12 protein-coding genes are annotated in these 18,979 nt (G+C 39.4%); 2 read left to right on the top strand and 10 right to left on the bottom strand.

Annotated elements, in window-relative coordinates:
- The 4 genes from IPJ16_04120 to IPJ16_04105 all read right to left on the bottom strand — a co-directional run bounded on the left by IPJ16_04120 (position 1) and on the right by IPJ16_04105 (position 7,159).
- Complete coding sequence (locus IPJ16_04120) at positions 1–1,761, bottom strand: two-component sensor histidine kinase (GenBank protein ID MBK7626374.1); 1,761 nt, start codon at positions 1,759–1,761, stop codon at positions 1–3.
- Between the two features lie 17 nt (positions 1,762–1,778).
- Positions 1,779–2,465 carry a response regulator transcription factor gene (locus tag IPJ16_04115; GenBank protein MBK7626373.1) on the bottom strand — a complete coding sequence of 229 codons (687 nt, stop codon included), beginning with the start codon at positions 2,463–2,465 and terminating at the stop codon, positions 1,779–1,781.
- A 170-nt stretch (positions 2,466–2,635) separates the two neighbouring features.
- Positions 2,636–4,243, bottom strand: a complete 1,608-nt coding sequence (locus tag IPJ16_04110; GenBank protein ID MBK7626372.1) for an Ig-like domain-containing protein — start codon at positions 4,241–4,243, stop codon at positions 2,636–2,638.
- A 48-nt stretch (positions 4,244–4,291) separates the two neighbouring features.
- Entirely contained in the window at positions 4,292–7,159 is a 2,868-nt protein-coding gene (locus IPJ16_04105) for a carboxypeptidase-like regulatory domain-containing protein (GenBank protein ID MBK7626371.1), read from the bottom strand.
- Positions 7,160–7,377: 218 nt separating this feature from the next.
- On the opposite strand from IPJ16_04105, the gene IPJ16_04100 reads away from it, so the two are divergent.
- Positions 7,378–8,070 carry a hypothetical protein gene (locus IPJ16_04100; GenBank protein ID MBK7626370.1) on the top strand — a complete coding sequence of 231 codons (693 nt, stop codon included), beginning with the start codon at positions 7,378–7,380 and terminating at the stop codon, positions 8,068–8,070.
- A gap of 104 nt (positions 8,071–8,174) precedes the next feature.
- On the opposite strand, the gene IPJ16_04095 is transcribed toward IPJ16_04100, so the two are convergent.
- The 6 genes from IPJ16_04095 to IPJ16_04070 form a co-directional block, all read right to left on the bottom strand.
- Complete coding sequence (locus tag IPJ16_04095; protein MBK7626369.1) at positions 8,175–9,797, bottom strand: outer membrane protein transport protein; 1,623 nt, start codon at positions 9,795–9,797, stop codon at positions 8,175–8,177.
- A gap of 248 nt (positions 9,798–10,045) precedes the next feature.
- Positions 10,046–13,180 carry a hypothetical protein gene (locus IPJ16_04090; protein MBK7626368.1) on the bottom strand — a complete coding sequence of 1,045 codons (3,135 nt, stop codon included), beginning with the start codon at positions 13,178–13,180 and terminating at the stop codon, positions 10,046–10,048.
- 14 nt (positions 13,181–13,194) lie between these two features.
- Positions 13,195–15,429 (bottom strand): TonB-dependent receptor, encoded by a 2,235-nt coding sequence (locus IPJ16_04085; GenBank protein ID MBK7626367.1) that lies wholly within the window; start codon positions 15,427–15,429, stop codon positions 13,195–13,197.
- Positions 15,429–15,839, bottom strand: coding sequence for a hypothetical protein (locus IPJ16_04080; GenBank protein ID MBK7626366.1), 411 nt, complete (start codon positions 15,837–15,839; stop codon positions 15,429–15,431). Before IPJ16_04080 ends, IPJ16_04085 begins: the two co-directional genes overlap by 1 nt.
- 139 nt (positions 15,840–15,978) lie before the next feature.
- The gene (locus tag IPJ16_04075; protein MBK7626365.1) at positions 15,979–16,722 is read right to left on the bottom strand and encodes a DUF1080 domain-containing protein; all 744 of its coding nucleotides are present in this window, start codon (positions 16,720–16,722) and stop codon (positions 15,979–15,981) included.
- Positions 16,723–16,787: 65 nt separating this feature from the next.
- Complete coding sequence (locus tag IPJ16_04070; protein ID MBK7626364.1) at positions 16,788–17,933, bottom strand: family 43 glycosylhydrolase; 1,146 nt, start codon at positions 17,931–17,933, stop codon at positions 16,788–16,790.
- 247 nt (positions 17,934–18,180) lie between these two features.
- Between IPJ16_04070 and IPJ16_04065 the strand changes: the two genes are divergently transcribed.
- The gene (locus IPJ16_04065) at positions 18,181–18,978 is read left to right on the top strand and encodes a DUF4350 domain-containing protein (GenBank protein MBK7626363.1); all 798 of its coding nucleotides are present in this window, start codon (positions 18,181–18,183) and stop codon (positions 18,976–18,978) included.
- Position 18,979: the final 1 nt, after the last annotated feature.

Here is an 18,979-nt window from a genome sequence, read left to right as displayed (position 1 = left end):
TTATTTTGGAAGCGAGAAGAGGAATTCGGTTCCGCCTCCTGATTTATTTCTGACAGAAATATCACCTTTATGCAGTAGCACGGCATTTTTAACAATTGCCAGTCCAAGCCCTGTTCCTCCACTCTTCCTTGATCTTCCTGCATCGATACGGTAGAATCGTTCAAAAACCCTGCTTAAATGCTCCTTGGGAATTCCGATACCATTGTCTGAAAAGGAGAAATAATAGAATTTCTTATCCTCATTATAAATCAGTATTCTGATTGTTGTATTCTCCCCGGCATAGTTGATTGCATTCTCAATAAGATTCTGAAATACTGATAAAATAAGTGATTTATTGCCTTTTACAACAACATCATCATTTATATCTATCTCCACTTTCATGCTTTTTGATTCAATCGATGATATGAAATTCTCATGTACTTCGCGCACAACCTTCTTTATCTTAACCTTCTCCATCAGGTAAGTGGTACCTGCTTCTTCAATCTTATTCAAGACAACAATATCATTTATCAGTCCGGTTAACCTGTCAGTCTGCGCCAGTGCCTTCTCAAGGAAATATTTTTGCTTTTTTGACTCCATCTTCGGATCATTAATAAGGGTCTCTATATAACCCTTCACAGATGAGACCGGAGTCTTGAGTTCATGTGCTATATTCGATGTCATCTGCTGTTTAATGAGTTTATTCTTACCCATTTTGGTGACATCACTTAGAATAACCTCGAAACTTTTATCGTTAAAGACAACACATTGAACCCTGAAGAATCTTCCGTCTTTGGCAACCTGGAATTCCGTTTTGGGCAGATCTGAGCCGGTTATTTCCAATCCGGAACAAGACTCAATAAAATCGATAATTTCATCGAACTCAGGTATTTCGAAAAAATTGGATGAAAAGATCTTAAGATCTCCTGAGATCATATTCATAAACTGAATGAAATGCTCATTATTCAGCAAAATTGTTCTGTCTTTGGAGAAAAATGCCACCCCTTCATTAAGTGCATCCAGGTGACTGAAAAGTTTTTCCTTTTCGTTGGTAAGATCATTTTTTGTCTGAAGCAGATTATTATATATTTCAAGTATCTCTTCTCCGATAGTTCCAATTTCGTTTTTCGGAAATTTTGAGTCGAAATCAACTGGTTCATTTCTGCTTACACGTAATGCAAAATTCTTAAGTTTTGTAATTGATTCAACAAACCGGTTGGTTATGATAAGCATTACTATCCAGATACCAATGAAGGCAAGAAAGATTATTATCAGAAAGGTCTTTTTTGCTTCAAGAAAGTGAATCACTTTAATATCATATACAACGGCAGCTCTTATAAAGTACTTTGTATAATACTTTGAAAAGTAATAGTATTCCTGCCCGGTAGTTCCTGAACTTCTTACCATAGTTCCGAAATCTGATTTTGCCGATTCAATTATCTCGGGTCTGTTCAGGTGATTCTGCATTGACTTCCAGTCCGGTACAGAACTGTCATACAGAACGTTACCTGATGGATCGATAATAGAGATCCTCAGATTTTGCTGAGGCAGGATCAATACAAGTGAATCAATTTTTTTGTAAGTATTTCTCTCATAAATGAAATTGGACTGGATGAACTTATCTACTATCCTGGTGATGTTATAGAGTTCATCATTAAGAGTCCCGATACGGTAATCTTTTTCTCTTTTATAAAGATAGACAAGAGTGAGTGTGATGAAAATGAGGAATATGGCTGAATAGTAAAGGAAGAGTTTATTACGGAATGAATTTCGAATAGCCATCAGTGAGAGAATAGATTTCAAAGTTCGAAAAAGTAACCGTAGCCGGTTTTGTTTTTTAAGTTCTGACCATATTTTCCCAGTTTGGTCCTTAATCTGGTAATATTGACATCTACTGTTCTGTCGGTAACAATAACATCGCCGCCCCAGATTCTTAAAAGGATATCCTCTCTTGAGAATACCTTTCCCTGGTTCTCAATAAGGAGTTTAAGTATTTCGTACTCTTTTTTTGTAAGCTCAACTTTTTCATCATTTATGATCAGTCTTTTTCTGACCGTATCAAGTTCAATATCACCAAGTTTAACCATTCCCTGGCTTTTAGTTTTTCCCGGATTGGTTCTCTTGAGAACTGCTTTAACACGTGCTGTTAATTCATTAACAGAGAATGGTTTGGTAATGTAATCGTCAGCGCCCAGACTGAATCCTGTCAGTATGTCGTTTTCAGTGTCTTTGGCAGTCAGGAATATTACAGGTACGTTAATGTCCATTTCCTTTCTGAGCTTGTCGGCAAGTTTGAATCCTGACATCTGTCCCATCATCACATCGAGCATCAGAAGATCATAATTCTGGGGGGACCTTTTCAGAGCTTCCTCAGCAGAGTGTGCTATATCAGTTTTATAACCTTCGTTACTCAGATTATACTGAAGGATCTCGCAAAGATCTTCTTCATCATCTACTATTAAAATTCTTTTTCCTTTAAGATCCATAAAAACTGAATTTAGTCTTAACCTTTTATGGTTATGTCTGATATTCTGTTAGCTGCAAAGGTAACAGCATTTTTTATTACAGTAACATTTATTGTATTACTTAAATGTTACAAAAAAAGAGGCTGACCTTTCGGCCAGCCTCCCGGCAAACGAATTAACTAAGATGGTCTTTAGTAATCGGTATTCTGTGGATCAAAGTTGCACCATCCTGATGTCCAGTTTGTTGCACCAAATGCACCTCTGTAGGTAACCGGTGTAAAGAATGAATCAGTTAGCCTTGTATTTGTAAATGAGGCTCCTGTAAGCAGAGGGGAGTTTGCTGTTGGGAGGAAATTTGGTGCTGTAAGGTTAAACGGACTTGTAAGCATCAGTAAGTCGTTAGTTGCCTTTATCTCATTTCCCCTGGTTGCATCAAGATACCATGTTTCAGCTGTTGCAAGATGAGTTGTAACATAATTAGTTGTCATGGCTGCCATAACTGATTTTTCAATCTGCAGAACATTTGCAGTAGCCTGCGCAGGAGAATCTCCTTTGGCGCCATCAATGAACAAGCCATAAGGCCACCCTGCAAATACTGTATTATATATTGAAGTACGTGTTCCCCTGCGTAACTGAATTGCATGACGATAGAGTGTATGCGCTGTAGTTCCTGGTGTTGCAAGCGGACCAAAGACACTTCCGTTTACGAATATTGGAGCTGTTATTGGAGTCAGTGTTGATCCGTCAGAGTCGTTATCTGATTCGAAGCCATTTGATTGCGACTGGTCAGCAACTGCAGGGTCGCGAAGACTTACAAAGAACTGAACTTTACCGTTAAATCCGTTATCTGTATCCCAGTCGTCATCCCATCCCCTGAAAGCAACAAGATATTTAGAGTTGACACTTCCGCCAAACCATTCATATGAGTCATCGCCGGAATAGGATACCTGGATATGGTCAATTGTTGTACCTGAACCAACTGCATACAGAGTAAGACCGTTAATTTCACTGTTTGAAGTGGCTGTTAAAGGAATGCCGGGGAACTCAATTCTGACATACTGCAAGGTACCTGAGTTGTCGTTTGCTACAGTGCCTCCATATGTTGACCCGATACCACCTTCTGCCACACCAATTCCTGTGCCGGCATCATGTTTGTTTGTGAGTCCGTTTCCACATATCACTATTCCTCCCCAGTCGCCATATGAGCGTTGTCCTTTTGGTTTATCTGAGGTGAAAACGATTGGGCTTGCTGCTGTTCCAACAGCCATAATTTTTGAGCCTTTCTCAATAATAAGGGTGCCCTTGGTTCCGGAAACGCCTTTTATAATTGTGCCTGGTTCAATTGTGAGGGTTGCATTGTTTTTAACATAAACAAAACCTGAAAGGAGATATTTTGCATTTCCATACCATTTTGTATCAGTGGTAATGTCTCCGGAAACAGTAATTACCTGGCCTGTTGAAGGAGTAACCAATATTGAACAGGTTGCTTTAATTGTAGTATCAGATTGTGAAACAGCTGTGATAGTTGCAGCTCCCAGCGATACTCCTGTAACCACACCGTCAGCCACAGTAGCTATAGCCTGGCTTGATGATCTCCAGGTAATATTTAGGTTGGATGCATCAGCAGGTGTCAGGAATGCGGTGAGGTTTGAAGTGGCACCAACCTGCACGGTAGCCTCTGTTTTGTCTAAAGTGATGTCGGTCACAATTATCGGATCCTTCGCACACGATGTGGCAAGAAACAATAATCCTGTCGTGAAACCGAGCAGATTTTTTGAATGTGTAATAATTCTTTTCATGTTTAGTTGTTGTTTTAATTGTATTTACTGTCCATATCTTTAATTCATTCAGAATTTGTAAGTTATTCCGAGTGTCATGTATCTTCCTGGCCTGAAAGATTTTGTAACCTGGTCACGGTCAAACACTTTAACACCCTTCTGAGCTCCTCCTGTAATGTCATTCATGTCAACAGAGGTTTTTACATTCTGTATCATTTCAACACTTTCATTCAGAATATCCTTAATAGCTGCTTTTACCTCAAAATGATTTCCAAGCTTTTTGCTTAATGCCAGGTCAAGAACATTTCTTGGCATTTCATAAATGTCTGGAATATCTTCCCAGTCATTCGGAGAGGGGCGGCCAACTGCAACTATTCTCTTTCCTATAATATTGTACATCAGGGTCATCATCAGTCCGTTATCGTCATTGTAATAGAATAGCCCTGCATTTACCATGTATGGCGATTGTCCCTGAAGGGCTCTGTCTCTGTGAAGGTCTCCTTCATTGAATCTGACCTGACTCTTTATAAGTGCTGCGTTAAGGATTACCGAGAAGTTTTCATAGCCTGAGATAAAACCCAATGATTTTCTAACATCCATTTCTACTCCATAACTGTAAGCAGATGTGACATTTTCGAAGGAGTATTGTGTGGGGCTGTTTCCCATAATTACCATCTCAATCGGATTCCTGAAATTCTTATAGAAAGCGCCAATGTTGAATGTCTCATTTGGTGAAGGATAGTGCTCAAACCTTAAATCGAAGTTATGTATATATGCCTGCTTGATATCCGGATTACCATAAATACCCGCATTAAGATCGAAGTCAACAAAATAGAATGGAGCCAGTTCCCTGAATTCCGGACGATTAACTGATAAACCGTAAGCTGCTCGGATAAGATTCTTTTCATTCAGATTAATGGCAAGATTAGCTGAAGGAAAAAGGTTTAGAGTGTCCCTAACAACATTTACAGGAATAGTGGTACCCTGTTTAAAACTGGATAGTGTCTGTATGTTTTTTTCTATTCGTAACCCGGTGTATAAACTTGCAATGAGCGAAATTGGCAGTTTTGCCGCAATATATCCTGCAAATTGCCTGTTTGAAGCATCGTAAGAATCAGATAAAGAGGTTATTTCAGTCAGTTTTATGCCATCGGTGAGATTGATATTTGCATCTGTGAATATTTCATCTACAGATAAAGTAGTTACATCAAACAGAGATGATTTGCTTGCTTTTGTATATCCGAAGTTCCTGGCTGAAAAGTCACGGTTTTTTTCTTCAAAATAGAAACCGGCTCTTAGTTCGGGTTTGAAATCAGAGAAATTGAACTGTTTAACTAGGTTAACAGATGTTGATATTATGTCCTCATTAAGTTTGAACCACATTCTCGACTGTGAAGAGAGGTCAGCATTGTCCGCGAAGAGTAGATAGTACTCGCTTGTATCCTGTTCACTCCTTAAATACCTGTATCTCTTAGTATCCGGTTCATTCTTATTTGAATAGGAATACCCTGCAACCCAGTCAATTCGTGTATTTCCTTCATTGAATGAATGTTCCCCGGCAAGCTGACCTGAATAAATTGTCCTGTTCAGATATTTTAACTCATTTGACTTAATAAATCTTCCATTATTATACCATTCCCTTCCGGTTCTTTCAGTCGAACGGGTCTGACCTATCTGATTGAGCAGATTACGGAATTCAATTTTATGTCCGGTTGAAGGATACCATGCCCAGTTATGTACAATACCTGCCTTAACATTATTTGTAAACTGCTCATCCTTATACTGGTCGATATAGGACGACTTATCGTCGCGGAAGTTATAGATTGAATAACTGTTATTTAGGATTTCGTCGCTGCTGTTTGTGTTACTGTATGTAACAGCGGTTATATTTCCGAATGACTGGTTTTTAATGCTGAACCTCTTACTGAATCCAACTGAGAATCTCTGGTCAGGTCTGGCTGTTGTCAGAACCGGGGCCCAGTCTTTGTTCAGCTCTCTTCCGATTGTTGTGATCCGGTTCTGAATTTCAGGGTTGGTTGCTGCTTCGTAGGCAAAAAGGTTGGGAGGCATACTTCCCGGTAATGAACGTAATCCATTATCAAACCCTATCCAGTCGGTGCTGCCTCCCTTCTGTGTGTTAAATGTTTTCGTTGTAGTTCCCTCGCTGAAACCGATTCCGTATGAAGCAAAAAAGGAATTTTTCTCAGGAAGGTTTACAGTTGTTATTTTTACAAATCCTCCTGAAAAATCTGCCGGTAATTCCGGAGCAGGTGATTTTACTATAAGCATGTTCTCTATCATTGAGGCCGGAATGATATCGAAGGAGAAAGCCTTTACATCGGCTTCAGAACTGGGTGTTGCTGTATTGTTAAGCCACACAGCATTATATCTTTGAGCCAGTCCTCTGACGACAATAAATCTGTCATCAATAATTGTAGTTCCGGGAAGCCTTTTAATAACCTCAGATGCATCACGGTCCTGCGATCTCAGGATCTGCTGGCCTGAAACTCCGATAGATACAAGCGGACTCATCCTTGTAACGTTAATCATAGAAACGTCGGTATTCGTTTTTCTGACACCGGTAATTTTAACTTCCTGAAGAGCTACGGCATTTTCTGCAAGTTCCAAACCTACCCTGGTTACATTATTTGCAGTAACTACAACATCCTCAATTACGATTGGATTATATGAGATATATGATGCTTTTATTTTGTATTTCCCAGGTTTTACATTTTGGATAATAAAATGTCCGTCAAAATCTGCCATGGCACCAATTGTGGTTCCTTCAAGTGTCACCATAACTCCGGGCAGAGTCTCTTTATTCTTTCTGTCAACCGCTGTCCCTTCTATGGTGCCAGTTTGTGCATGGCTACTGATAGCTGTCAGCATTATGATTATAAAACTGATTATTCCTTTACTGATTTTAAATTGATCCATTTTCATTTTTTTAACTTAGTTTTGTTCGTATAGTTTGCCGGTACAAAAATCTATCGATTATGTTACCGGCAGGTTAAGGGCAGGTTAATTAAAGATTACAGCATTGTTACAAACTGAGTATTTGTGTACTATTAATGTAACATGTTACGCCTTATATTGAATTTTTATTAGTCAGTATATTGAGAATAAATATCTTATGAAGTAAACATTACAGTGCTATGAAGATTAAAAGAACTTGGTTTATTGTTATTTTATTAACAGGATATCTGATCAGCGGTTATTCCCAGACAATTGAAAATCCTAATTCAGCACTTAAGAGTCATGAGACGTTATTGATATCCAAAGTTGAATTGTCTCAGGAAAAAACAGTAGTTCATTTTTCAATTGAGAACAGGATTGAAAACGGAAATTTTTGTGCTGACAGGAATATCTTTCTGATTGATCAGGAAGGAAAGAAATATCAGATTCTAAAGACTTCAGGAATCCCTGTTTGTCCTGATTCATATAAATTCAGAAACATAGGCGAGGTTGTAAAGTTTACTCTGGAGTTTCCTCTGCTTAAATCGGGCACAAAATGGATTGATATAATTGAAAATTGTTCTGAAAACTGCTTCTGGTTCTATGGAGTAACGCTTGATAATGAGCTTAATAAGCGCATTGATGAGGCTTTCTCAAAAGCATCAACTGTAACCCCTGCAGAAAATTTGTATCTGTTCAAAAGTATACTTGATGATATCGACAGTCAGAATCTTGGTATAGAGGGATTGCTGTATCTGAATATTATAAGTGCCGCAAGAGAGAATGCCGACAATGTAAATGCAATGGTATGGTATAAGAGGCTGGCTGCGTCTAAAGCGCCAAGGGTGGGGGAGTATCTGAAGTATTTGAATGACAGGGGGGTAAAGTACTGAAATATTAGGTTTCCCCTCCTTCAAAAGGAGGGGAAATTTTGATACTTTGCATAAAAAAAGGCCGGCCCTCACAGGCCAGCCTTTAATATTGTCAGGATAATCTATTAGAATTTGAAATCAACTCCAACAGCAACAATCTTTGTGCTTTTGTAATATGATTCTTCTGCTACATAAACTGTTTTTCCCATTACATGTTCAATGTTTTTTGTATCAGGAGAATAGTATGTATAACCGAATCCAAGGTTGATCTGAATGTTTTCTTTAACATTATATGCACCGCCAAGTCCGAATGTCTGAGTAGCCAGTCCATATGAAAGGTCGCTCTGATATTTTTCGTTTACTCCTTTGTTGGCCCACACATAACCGCAGCTTACAAGTAGTTTTTCAGAAATATTATATTCCATACCTGCCTGAAGCGACATACCGTTTCTGTTAATAATCTTCCTGTTTGATATTGGAATTGAAGGTGTTGATGAAACAAGGTCATGATCAACTTTGTGGCCATAATCAGCATCTTTATCAAAGAAGTAGTTTGAACCAAATGAAAGTTTGAGAGCATCAGAAACTTTGTAGTCAATACCAAGGGTCAACATATCAGGCATATCATTATTGGTCTTGGCACCATTTGGGAACATGGTGATTTGTGTTCCTGTTGCATCATAACCAATAAGAAGATCTTTTGTGGTTTTGTTCTCAAGTTCGAGTTTGGTTTTCATTTCGTACTTGATAGCTATATTAAGGTTCTCAGACGGTGAAATGTTAACACTGAAGAATGGTGTGATCCCTGAACCTGACTGTTCAGCATCAGCAGTCTGATCACCAAGAAGAGTAGCAGTAGCTGTATACTTGGCAGCAGCACCTTTGAAGACAGCATCAGCAGCAGCAACCGGAGTAGCTGTTGGATATCCGAATGATACAAGAGCACCCTCAAGCTGAGCTCTCTGTAAAGCTGTTATATATCCTGCTCCCTGTACCTGGGCTAATGTTAAAGAACCTGCACCTGCAGCAACAAGTCCTGTTGTAGCTGTAGCAGCTCCTGTGGCACTATTTGCAATACCTGTCATAATTGCATCAGCTCTTGTAAATCCTGTTGGAAGTTCAACTTCGATATCAGTAAGATGTCCTTCATAAGTATTCTTTGCTGTTACATAACGAAGACCTGCAGCAACTGATATGAAGTCGTTGATTTTATATGATGCAGCACCCTGGAAGCCAAGGAAGGTAGAACTGCCTTTGAAATATGCATCAAGTTTGTAACCTGTTGCGCCCATTGATAAAAGTGATGGAACGAGGTCAGAAGGAGTCATTTCAAAAGATGGTAATCCTTTTTTGTACTCAGCGCCGCCGCCGCCGCCGATCGGATTGAATCCAACTGAAAAAGCAAGTTTATCCATTTTGTATACAGCATAGATACTTGGGAAAGCGATAGCTGTTACAGTGCCTTCGTATCTGTACTGGTTCAGACCAAATGATCCGCCTGGTCCGCCATAAAAGTTAACAATATCCCTTGTCTGAAAAATAGACTGGTTTGATACTGAAAGGTGAATTCCATTTTCAAGTTTCATTAATCCTGCCGGATTATAATATGCTGCATCAATGGAGGTTGAAGCATTCCTGGCAGGCAGACGAACCCATGCAGCACTCTGGTTTGTATTAGTAACCAGACCACCGGCAAACATACTGCCGGTAACAAGGACAGAAGCAACAAAAGTTAAAAGTTTTCTCATAGGTTTTAATTTAAGTTTAAGTTTCATGGGTTTTCTGTACAGGTACATCCATCCCCCTTTTCAATTGCAATAGTATCAAATAATGATGTAAAATATTACAACAGTGATAAAAATCGTGTCAAATGTAGAAAAATAATTCATTTCTGCAATAAGTCTAAAATAGTATCTTGATATTTAGTCAATTGGAGGATTAAATCAGGATCATTCGAAATATTATCAACTGTTGCCGGTTGCTGTGTTTTTATTGGCTATTTCTCATTATAGAGAGAGAATGCCTCATAGAGACCATAGCTAATCATATCATAATCAGATCCCGACGGGTAGGTTTTCACATTTCTCCACGACCACGGTGAAGCTAATCCGGGTCTGACATAATTATGATGCGGGCCAAGGAGGTTTTTAAGACTTCCAATAACCTTTACTTCAATCTTATTCACACCTGTTGTTATAAGTCCGCTTACATCAGATACATATGGAGGAAAGGCTATTAAAGGGGCTTTTTCCCCATTAACATATACTTCCGCAACAGTTCCGTTCCATTTGCCAAGCTCAACTTGCCATTTGCCTGCATTATTTTCAATATTAAATTCCCTGCTGTAGGTAATACCCCATGAATAGAAAGGAAGCCCCTGATCCAGCCAGCTAAGAGTTGTTGGTTTTACAACAGGAGGTTCTATTAACCATCCTTTTGAGGCAGGTTTTACGGAAAAATCACCAACAATATATACAGGTTCAACTTCAGCATGAATCTTCATCGGCGATGTATGTAAAACTATTGTGTTATCTCCCTCCCTGACATTTTTTCCTATGCTGAAAACACCAAAGGATCTGTCTAACCACCATTTCCCGGCTTCCGGCATGATCTCGGTTCCGTTTATTGAGACACTCCAGAGATTAGGCCGTTCAATAACTGCCCTGAGTTCACCCGTATCAAACTTACCACTGATGTTGAAGTGATAAGTTGCTGTGAATCCTGTATTTGCTCCGAATTTATCCCTGTCGAGAATATTTGTTTTAAACTGAACAGAGGTATTCCATGGATTTCCGTTTTTAAATCCATGATACTTATAAACTTTATCAGCCGCATTTATTGTATGAATATCCTTTGTAAGTTCATTTCCAGTTTCAATATCGCAGAAGTCGATCATCAGTGCATTCTCCCGGTCTCTGGTTATTACCAAAGGAGTTTCAGTATTAACAAGGACCTTTTTATCATGTATGGCAGGAATCTGGTAATCACTCCTTTTTGTTTCCGAAACAAATAAAAGAAGGCTTCCTGCCGGGGGAATTGAATACGATAAGGTTACTTTTCCATCTCCGGATTCATTTGGATAACCGTTGATACTACCTGTTAATGTATTCAGTTCAACGACATCCGATCCTGTTGCGGTAAGAGAGCCAGTCAGCTGTTTATCAAGATCTGAATTTACCAGAAAAATCAGCTTGCCATCAGCCAGTTTCCTTGTCTGATGATAGAGCATTCCTCCATCCACACCTTCGAAAAGAGGATCCTTTGATTCAAAAAATTCAGAGATAATATCAGTTGACAGAAGATCAGGTTTGATGATCTTCCCAGAGTATTTTGACAGAAACTCATTTAATCCCTCGCTTGGCGCTCCATTCACAAGAGAAGGAATTGAAAATGCAATGAGTGTTCCTCCGTTGAAAACAAATTTCTCCAGAAGTTTATATGTTTCAAGATCAATGTTTTCAGTAAGAGGAGGGATGATTACTTTTGAATAGGAAGCCTGACCAATTACAAATCTGCCATTTGAAACAGAGCCGAGATCTTTGATCATATTTTCTGAGCCAAGGTCATACTCCACCTGGCTTTTCTCAAGTTTTGTGATAAAAGTCTGGAACGCCTGGCCTATTTCGCCATTCTTCGGATTTCGTCTGGTATAAGAGTCATAAAGCCATGCTGAAGTAGTCGGTTCAATAATAAGGATATCATTAATCTGTCTTCCTGAAGACAGTGCAAGTGATAACCTGGCATAATGGTCATTTATGTACTTATAATCTTTCCACCATGGTTCGTGATAATCGAAGGATGGGGGATAGTCGTATTTTCTGGCTCCGGATAGTGTGAAGTAGGTAAGATGCTGGTTCATCAGATTTACTCCAAGGGCATATTCCCAATCACCATTTCGCTTCATATCTCTGAAAGTGAGGTCCCAGCCCGAACCACCGTAGGTCTCGCTTAGCTTCCTCTGTCTGCCGGTCTGATTTGCAGCACTTGCCAGTTCTTTTATTGCCCGAATATTTCCAAACTGTGCTTTTGATGTTGTGTCATTCCATTGGTTAAAGAGCATGTCAATTGCAGGTACCTGATGCCATGCGTACATTGCCATATTATCGCCCCCTGGTCTCATGTTAGGCCATTCATGCTCCCAGTAGTGACCAGTAAATTTCATTCCTTTTTCTTCACACCATTTGTACCAGGGTTTTGCCCACCTGTCGATAAACATCTGCAAAAGAGTACTTGTATAATTATGTCTTACTTTCTTCCAGTCGCCCACCTCTTCATAAAGTGAGGGAAGATTTGTCTTCAGGTCATAATGCCACTCTTCCATGAAAACATCAAAAAGGTCCGGTGTCCAGCGGATGCCACCTGGTGAATTAATTTCAGGTTCATCTGTAAAGGTTCCGGGAATAGTCTTTCCAAACTCAGTTCCGAGATGTTTTTCATAACCTGTCATAGTTATGTCAATGAACTTTTCTGTAACTCCTTTATAGAGCAGGTCTACATAAGAGAATCCTCCATGCCAGTCGCTTTTTTCAAAATATGTCTTCGAGAACAGCAGGTATTTACCTGTTTTTCCATATTCATTTGCCAGCGAACCAGTTATATCAGTATAAGTACCGTTGTCTTCCTTCAGACATAGAAAATATTTTCCGGCAGTATCAGGAAGGATTTCAAATTTAGTCATTCTCAGACCCTGACCCTGATTAAATGATTCAGGCATCTGGTCGGGTACATTTCCCCCGGCAAAACCACTTGGATAGGAATTTTCATCATAGATCCAGACCTTCATTCCAAGTTCTTTTCCTTTTTCAACAGCATATTTATATAATCTGAACCACTCATCAGAAAGATACTCTGTAATCAAACCCGGACGGGGATGAATAAACACCTGCAGAGAGCCTGCCTCTTTAAATTCAGTTAGAAAGTTGTCAATCTCCCCTTCTGTAATTTCTGCGTTCCATACAAAAAACGGGGCAGTAGTATATTCTGCCGGTGGTGCTTTAAACTGTCCGGCAAGAGCAGCGAAATCAGGTACAATAACTTCATTGACATTCTTCTTATTACAGGAAGAAAGGATAACAAGAAAACCGGTTAAAAGGAAAATAACTGACAAGTGTTTTGCAGATGTTGTTTTCATAATGGCATATTTTATTAGAATTTTCCGGAAAATCTTATACTGTAGTTCCGCGGTGCCTGAATATCTCCCGGCCTCCCCATATACTCAAGATTTGTTATGTTTTTTGCTGCGATTGATAGGGTTATTGTTTTACTAAGGCTATAACCGATATTCTCATCGAGAACCACATATGCTTTATTCTTCTCCAGCCAGTAATCATAGAATCCGGGCAGGATGCTCTCTCTGGTGAACTCATTTACAAACACATCATCGATATTAAGCATCTTCGACCTGGCATACAGGGTAAGTCCGAAACTGAACTTTTTATAGATAGTGTTTGAGCTCAGCTTTAAGGAGTGTTTTCTTCTGTATTTCAGGTATATATCACTGCTCTTGTGAGTTGTTGGGTTAAATTCAACCGGATAAATATAAGTATATCCACCACTGATCGAACTGTTTATCGCTCCAACCGACCTGTTAAGAATGAATTCTGCTTCATAACCGTATACTCTTGATTGCTCAACATTATCAGCCTTGAATCCTAATCCTTCAGGATAAAGGCCGAATGGGAATTCGATCATATCGGAGTTCTGGGAAAAAAATGCAGATATGTCTGCTTGTCCTGATATTTGCCCTATTAGTAATCCCTGTTTAATTCCAACCTCTGAACTCCATCCCGATTCCGGCTGAACAGACGGATTAGGGAAAATTCTTACAGAACCAAGTATTGTTGATGCAAATTTTTCTGCAATGGAGGGGTATCTGTAACCCTGTCCGAAAGATGCCCTGAGAAATGTATAATCTGCTGCCTGCCAGTTTATTCCTGTTCTGAATATAGGGACAATCCTGTCATTTATACCATCAAGTCTGTTATGCTCAATTCTTACTCCGGCGGCTATTTTAAGACGTGGTAAAGGATTTGCCTCTATCTGTGAAAATCCGGCAAGGTTTATCCCTTCATGATTTCCATAAAAGTTTGACAGGACCTTAATGTAGTTTTCTGATGCTCCTAAAGTTAAGTTGAGAAGCTCAGATAATTTGTAATAGAATTGATACTCAGCATAAGCAGAATAAGCATCAGAATTATTTTCATCCCTCACAGGAAACCTGTTAGCTGAGGATTGCAATCTTACACGCAGATCATGTTTAATCCTGCCATAATTGTTAAATGAGATGAACGGATCGACAGCCAGGAAAGTCCCATGCAAGAGAGAAACTGTCGATGTATCCTGTTTAAGGGCTCCCTGATCTGCATCCTCCCATAAAATAAAATCTCTTTTTTCGGTATATCCTGAATTTAGGTTGATTCCGTAAACGAGTCCTTTTATTTTCTGATTGAAATGTTTTATCCTTAAGCTTACTCTTCCCAGTTTTTCATCATTGAATTTCCTGTAGCCATTATCATTCAGAAGATTAATACCGATACCAACATCAGTCTTACCTATTTTCTGAAGATGAGAGAAGGATAAATCAGAGAAAAAACGGGGAGAATCCCACCACACCCAGTTCCTGTTCTTTGGTTTACCATACACTCCGGTCTCGGCAAAGAATTGTGTTACCGGGACATTTGCAGCATCTGCTGTGCGGAAATTAATAATCCCGTTTAAAGCTGAAGAGCCATAAAGAACAGATGATGCACCTTTGATTATCTCTATCTGGGCGATATTTTCCATTGGAAGAAACTGCCATTTTATATTACCTGCATCAGGTGCAATTACCGGTAATCCGTCGATAAGAGCAAGAACCCTGCTCCCGACTCCATAACTGAATCCGCTGCCTCCTCTTACTGAAGCCTGGCCATCGAGCACTTCTATACCAGGAGTTTTATTAATAAGTTCCTGGGGATCAGTGATATGTGTCTTAAGAAAATCGCCTGTTTTGAGTATATCCATTGATACGGTCAGCTCCGCGATCTTCTGTTCTGTTTTATTTGCGCTTACTACTATCTGTCCGATTTCCATTATCTCCATGTCCATGCCAATCTGAAGCATGGTTGTATCCTCTCCGGATAAGAGTTCAATATTTCTTGTAAGTGGCTTGTATCCAATGAATTTAAAAGAAATGCTGAGAGTCCGGGATTCGGGATTTATTATGAAACTTCCATCAGAACCGGTAGCAGTACCTCTTCCTTTTTCATATATCACATATACTCCGGTCAGTGGCTCAAGTGTCTTGTTGTCAAATACTTTACCACTGATAATTTTTTGTGACAATAAGGAATTGAATGAAGTACTTAACAGTATTGTTATTAATATAACAGTATACTTCATTATTTAGCTTTGAAGGTCATCCGTATGTTTACCGGTGCAGTTGGATTAGCCGGATTGGGATAAGTTGTTGTAACCTTGAAGGATTTGACAGTGAGCTCGGCAATTTTTGCTGAGAGCGGAAATTGAAGAGAGTCACTTGTTAAAACAATTGATGTTTCTTCATTCGAAAATCTCCATGTTCCGGTATATTTCCCGAAATTTCCGGTCCCGTCTTCATTGAATTTTGCTTCACCCAGAAAGTTTTTGAGCATCCCTTCCGGTCCGCTGGCATCCATCTTATTTACAAGCAGGCTGTCGCTTACCCATGTTGGTCCGGTCAGCAGTTTGAAGGCCTCAGATTGAGAATCTTTGGAACAGGCTGCCAGGTAAATACAGCCCGTAACGATAATTAATAATGCAAGGTTCTTCATGATTTCGGAATTTATGTTGGTTAATTCTAGAACAACAACACTCATTAATAGTTTATTGGCACACGACGCTCGACGCACGACTCACGGCTCACGACACATGTCTTCTTGCTTCAGTCTCCGGTCTTCCGTCTTCTGTCTCTTATTTCGTCTCCCTTATCTTAATATTTTTATACGCCACAACATTTCCATGGTCCTGAAGCAGGATTCTGCCTTCTTTTACCTCACCAAAACCAGGAGATGTTTTAAATTTACTTGTTGCAACAAGTTCCCTCCATTTATCATTTCCCCTTTCATATTCAACAGTCATTTGCCCGTTCAGCCAGTGCTGAACTTTGTTGCCATTTACTTTTATCACTGCAGTGTTCCATGTATCAAAACCATTGTCAATTACATTTTTAGGAGCTATCAGGTCGTATAAACCAGCCAGTGTTCTGTTACCATTAATGCCAGCTTTTGCATCGGGATGATTTTTATCGTCAAGTACCTGGTATTCACAACCTATTGAAGCCAGTGAGCCGTTTTTTGCTTCAGTATCAATAAAATATTTTATACCGCTATTAGCGCCTTTTGTATACATGAAATCAACGCTGAGTTCAAAATTTGTGTATTTATTTACGGTAACAATATCTCCACCACCATTTGCAGCTTTTGTTGCCGGACTGACAGATAACATGCCATCTTTTATTTCCCATCCGTTTGAAGGAAAGGTCTTTGATTTTGCATTCATCCAGCCATTTGATGTTTTACCATCGAAAAGCAGCTTCCACCCATCCTTTGTCTCCTGAGGAGTAAGTATATTATCAACTTTATTTTGAGCTGCAGCAATATTTCCTGAGATAATGAGTATCACTAATGCTGCTAAAACGGGGATAAGTTTCTTCATTTCAAATTGTTTTTATTGTTATTTAATTAACACCATTTTCTGTTATTTTCTTAAAGATAATAATATTATTTCAGATTGGTAATGTCCCATCCTTTATACCATTTAATAACAGGTAATCCATCTTCCCATTCAATAGGAAGCCAGATATGACGGCTCTCTGCCAGATTCTCGGGAATCCATCTGTCGCCCATATAGATGAAAGCATTCTTTTTACCTTCAACAGGCAGTATATGTGTGCTTTGCGATCCAAAAGTGATTTTGTTTTCATCCTCAGAACCTCTGCAGGGATTTCCAACTGTCTTCCATTCTCCAAGCAGTTTAGATGCCACTGAAAGGCGGCCCGGATTTGGTTTCCATCCCGTTGTTCCCGATGTGAACATATAATACTTCCCCTTTGCAAAAAAGATTGCAGGAGCTTCATTGGAATCTCCCGGCAATACCCTTACATATGTCCCTGTAAAATCAAGATAGTCCTCGGTAAGTTCAGAGAAATGAAGTGTCATGTTTTCCTCTGAAGAGTGAACATGGTACGCTTTTCCGTTCTTATCAACATAAAGGGTCATATCACGCGCCATCTGACCGCCTTCAAAGTCGCGTCTGACAAACAGACCCTCTTTTACTGCATCGACCCATTCTTTTGACCAGCTTTTGAGTGTCTCTTCACCGGCTTTTGCTTTCTTGAATTCTTCCGGAAAATTCTTAGGCCACACTCCTGCGTTTGGTCTGAGACTACGCAGGTATTTGTATGGACCTGTTATATTGTCACTTACAGCAACACCAGTCATTGCAGCCTTGTATCCCTGGCCTTTGAGCTCATGATGAAACCACATAACGAACTTGCCTGTCTTCCTGTTGTATATTACTTTGGGTCTTTCAATAACACAGCCTGGCAGAAGCAGGCTTGCAGTATCGTTTATAACCCTCAGGGCCAGACCCTCATTTTTCCAGTTGAGCAGATCCTTTGAGGAGTAACAGCTTACACCATAGTTGCTTTTATCCTTCTCGGTTCGTGGTAATCTCGATTCACCAAACCAGTAGTAAGTTTTATTATAATACAGAATTCCACCGCCATGGGCATTTATATGTTTTCCCTGGTTGTCAGGCCAGATTTGTCCGGGTTTGATGGAATTGACCAGATCCTGTGAATTGGCTGAAAGACAACTGAATAGAAGAGGAAGTGAATAGAGAAGTAATTTCTGTTTATTTTTCATTTCAATAGAACTTATTTGTAAATAAAACTCCTGGTGCAACTTAGTGTCTTGGTGTCTTAGTGGCGAAGAAAATTGCCACCAAGGCACGAAGGCACAAAGGTTCACCAAGTTTAGTCAAAATTTTAATTTTCTGATAGACTTCATAAACAAAGATAATTATTCATCTAACCTGAGGAATATGTTTTAAAATATGGTTGTATCATCGGTAATGTTTCATATTTTTGAAATATTAAAACCTTCGGTAATTATGGAAAAAAACGAAAAAATCAGGAACAGACTCTTCCTGGCAGTAATTATAGTATCGGCATTCTTTAGCAGCAGTGCAATAGCGCAGCCTGTTGTCGGACTGGATAACTGGTTTAATAGTGAAACCAATGCAAAGACAAACAAGCCTTTCCATTATCTGTGGAGCGACACTGAAAACAGTGGTTACTCAAGATGGGGTGAGATATTCACGGCAAAAGGTGCACAGATCATTACTATTGGCAGACCAACACCAGCTGTATTAAGTAAGATCAATGTGTATATATTGGTTGATCCAGACACAACTACAGAGTCTCCCTATCCTAATTATTTATCGGCTGCTGATATTAAGGCAATAACAGGCTGGGTGAAAAAAGGAGGTGTACTCGCTGTACTGTCAAACGATGCTCCCAATTGCGAGTTTACTCATCTTAATCAGTTGATGAAGGAGTTTGGAATGACTTTTAACCATGTCACTCTGCATCCTGTAACAGGTACCAACTTTGAGATGGGGGCATGCATAAATCTTCCTGCCCATCCTCTTTTTAAAGGTGTTTCAAAAATCTATATTAAAGAGGTGGCAGATATAAATCTTTCAGGGACGGCAAAATCAATACTGACTGAGAACGGGAAAGTACTGATGGCTGAAAACAAGTATGGAAAAGGATATGTTTTTGCTATTGGCGATCCGTGGATCTACAATGAATATATCGATCATGACCGCCTGCCTGAAAGTTTTGAAAACCGCAAAGCAGCTGAGAACCTGACTGATCTGTTACTGGGTAAGGTGAAGATGAAATAGG

It is taken from the genome of Bacteroidales bacterium (genome assembly GCA_016709865.1).
Taxonomy (GTDB): Bacteria; Bacteroidota; Bacteroidia; order Bacteroidales; family VadinHA17; genus LD21.
The sequence above is the reverse complement of the archived record's forward strand: the minus strand, read 5'-3'. Positions and strand labels throughout refer to the sequence as shown.

Bases quoted from the DNA above. Each gene is read 5' to 3' on its own strand.
- IPJ16_04120 (MBK7626374.1), bottom strand. From the start codon at position 1,761: ATGGCTATTCGAAATTCATTCCGTAATAAACTCTTCCTTTACTATTCA.
- IPJ16_04115 (MBK7626373.1), bottom strand. From the start codon at position 2,465: ATGGATCTTAAAGGAAAAAGAATTTTAATAGTAGATGATGAAGAAGAT.
- IPJ16_04110 (MBK7626372.1), bottom strand. From the start codon at position 4,243: ATGAAAAGAATTATTACACATTCAAAAAATCTGCTCGGTTTCACGACA.
- IPJ16_04105 (MBK7626371.1), bottom strand. From the start codon at position 7,159: ATGGATCAATTTAAAATCAGTAAAGGAATAATCAGTTTTATAATCATA.
- IPJ16_04100 (MBK7626370.1), top strand. From the start codon at position 7,378: ATGAAGATTAAAAGAACTTGGTTTATTGTTATTTTATTAACAGGATAT.
- IPJ16_04095 (MBK7626369.1), bottom strand. From the start codon at position 9,797: ATGAGAAAACTTTTAACTTTTGTTGCTTCTGTCCTTGTTACCGGCAGT.
- IPJ16_04090 (MBK7626368.1), bottom strand. From the start codon at position 13,180: ATGAAAACAACATCTGCAAAACACTTGTCAGTTATTTTCCTTTTAACC.
- IPJ16_04085 (MBK7626367.1), bottom strand. From the start codon at position 15,429: ATGAAGTATACTGTTATATTAATAACAATACTGTTAAGTACTTCATTC.
- IPJ16_04080 (MBK7626366.1), bottom strand. From the start codon at position 15,839: ATGAAGAACCTTGCATTATTAATTATCGTTACGGGCTGTATTTACCTG.
- IPJ16_04075 (MBK7626365.1), bottom strand. From the start codon at position 16,722: ATGAAGAAACTTATCCCCGTTTTAGCAGCATTAGTGATACTCATTATC.
- IPJ16_04070 (MBK7626364.1), bottom strand. From the start codon at position 17,933: ATGAAAAATAAACAGAAATTACTTCTCTATTCACTTCCTCTTCTATTC.
- IPJ16_04065 (MBK7626363.1), top strand. From the start codon at position 18,181: ATGGAAAAAAACGAAAAAATCAGGAACAGACTCTTCCTGGCAGTAATT.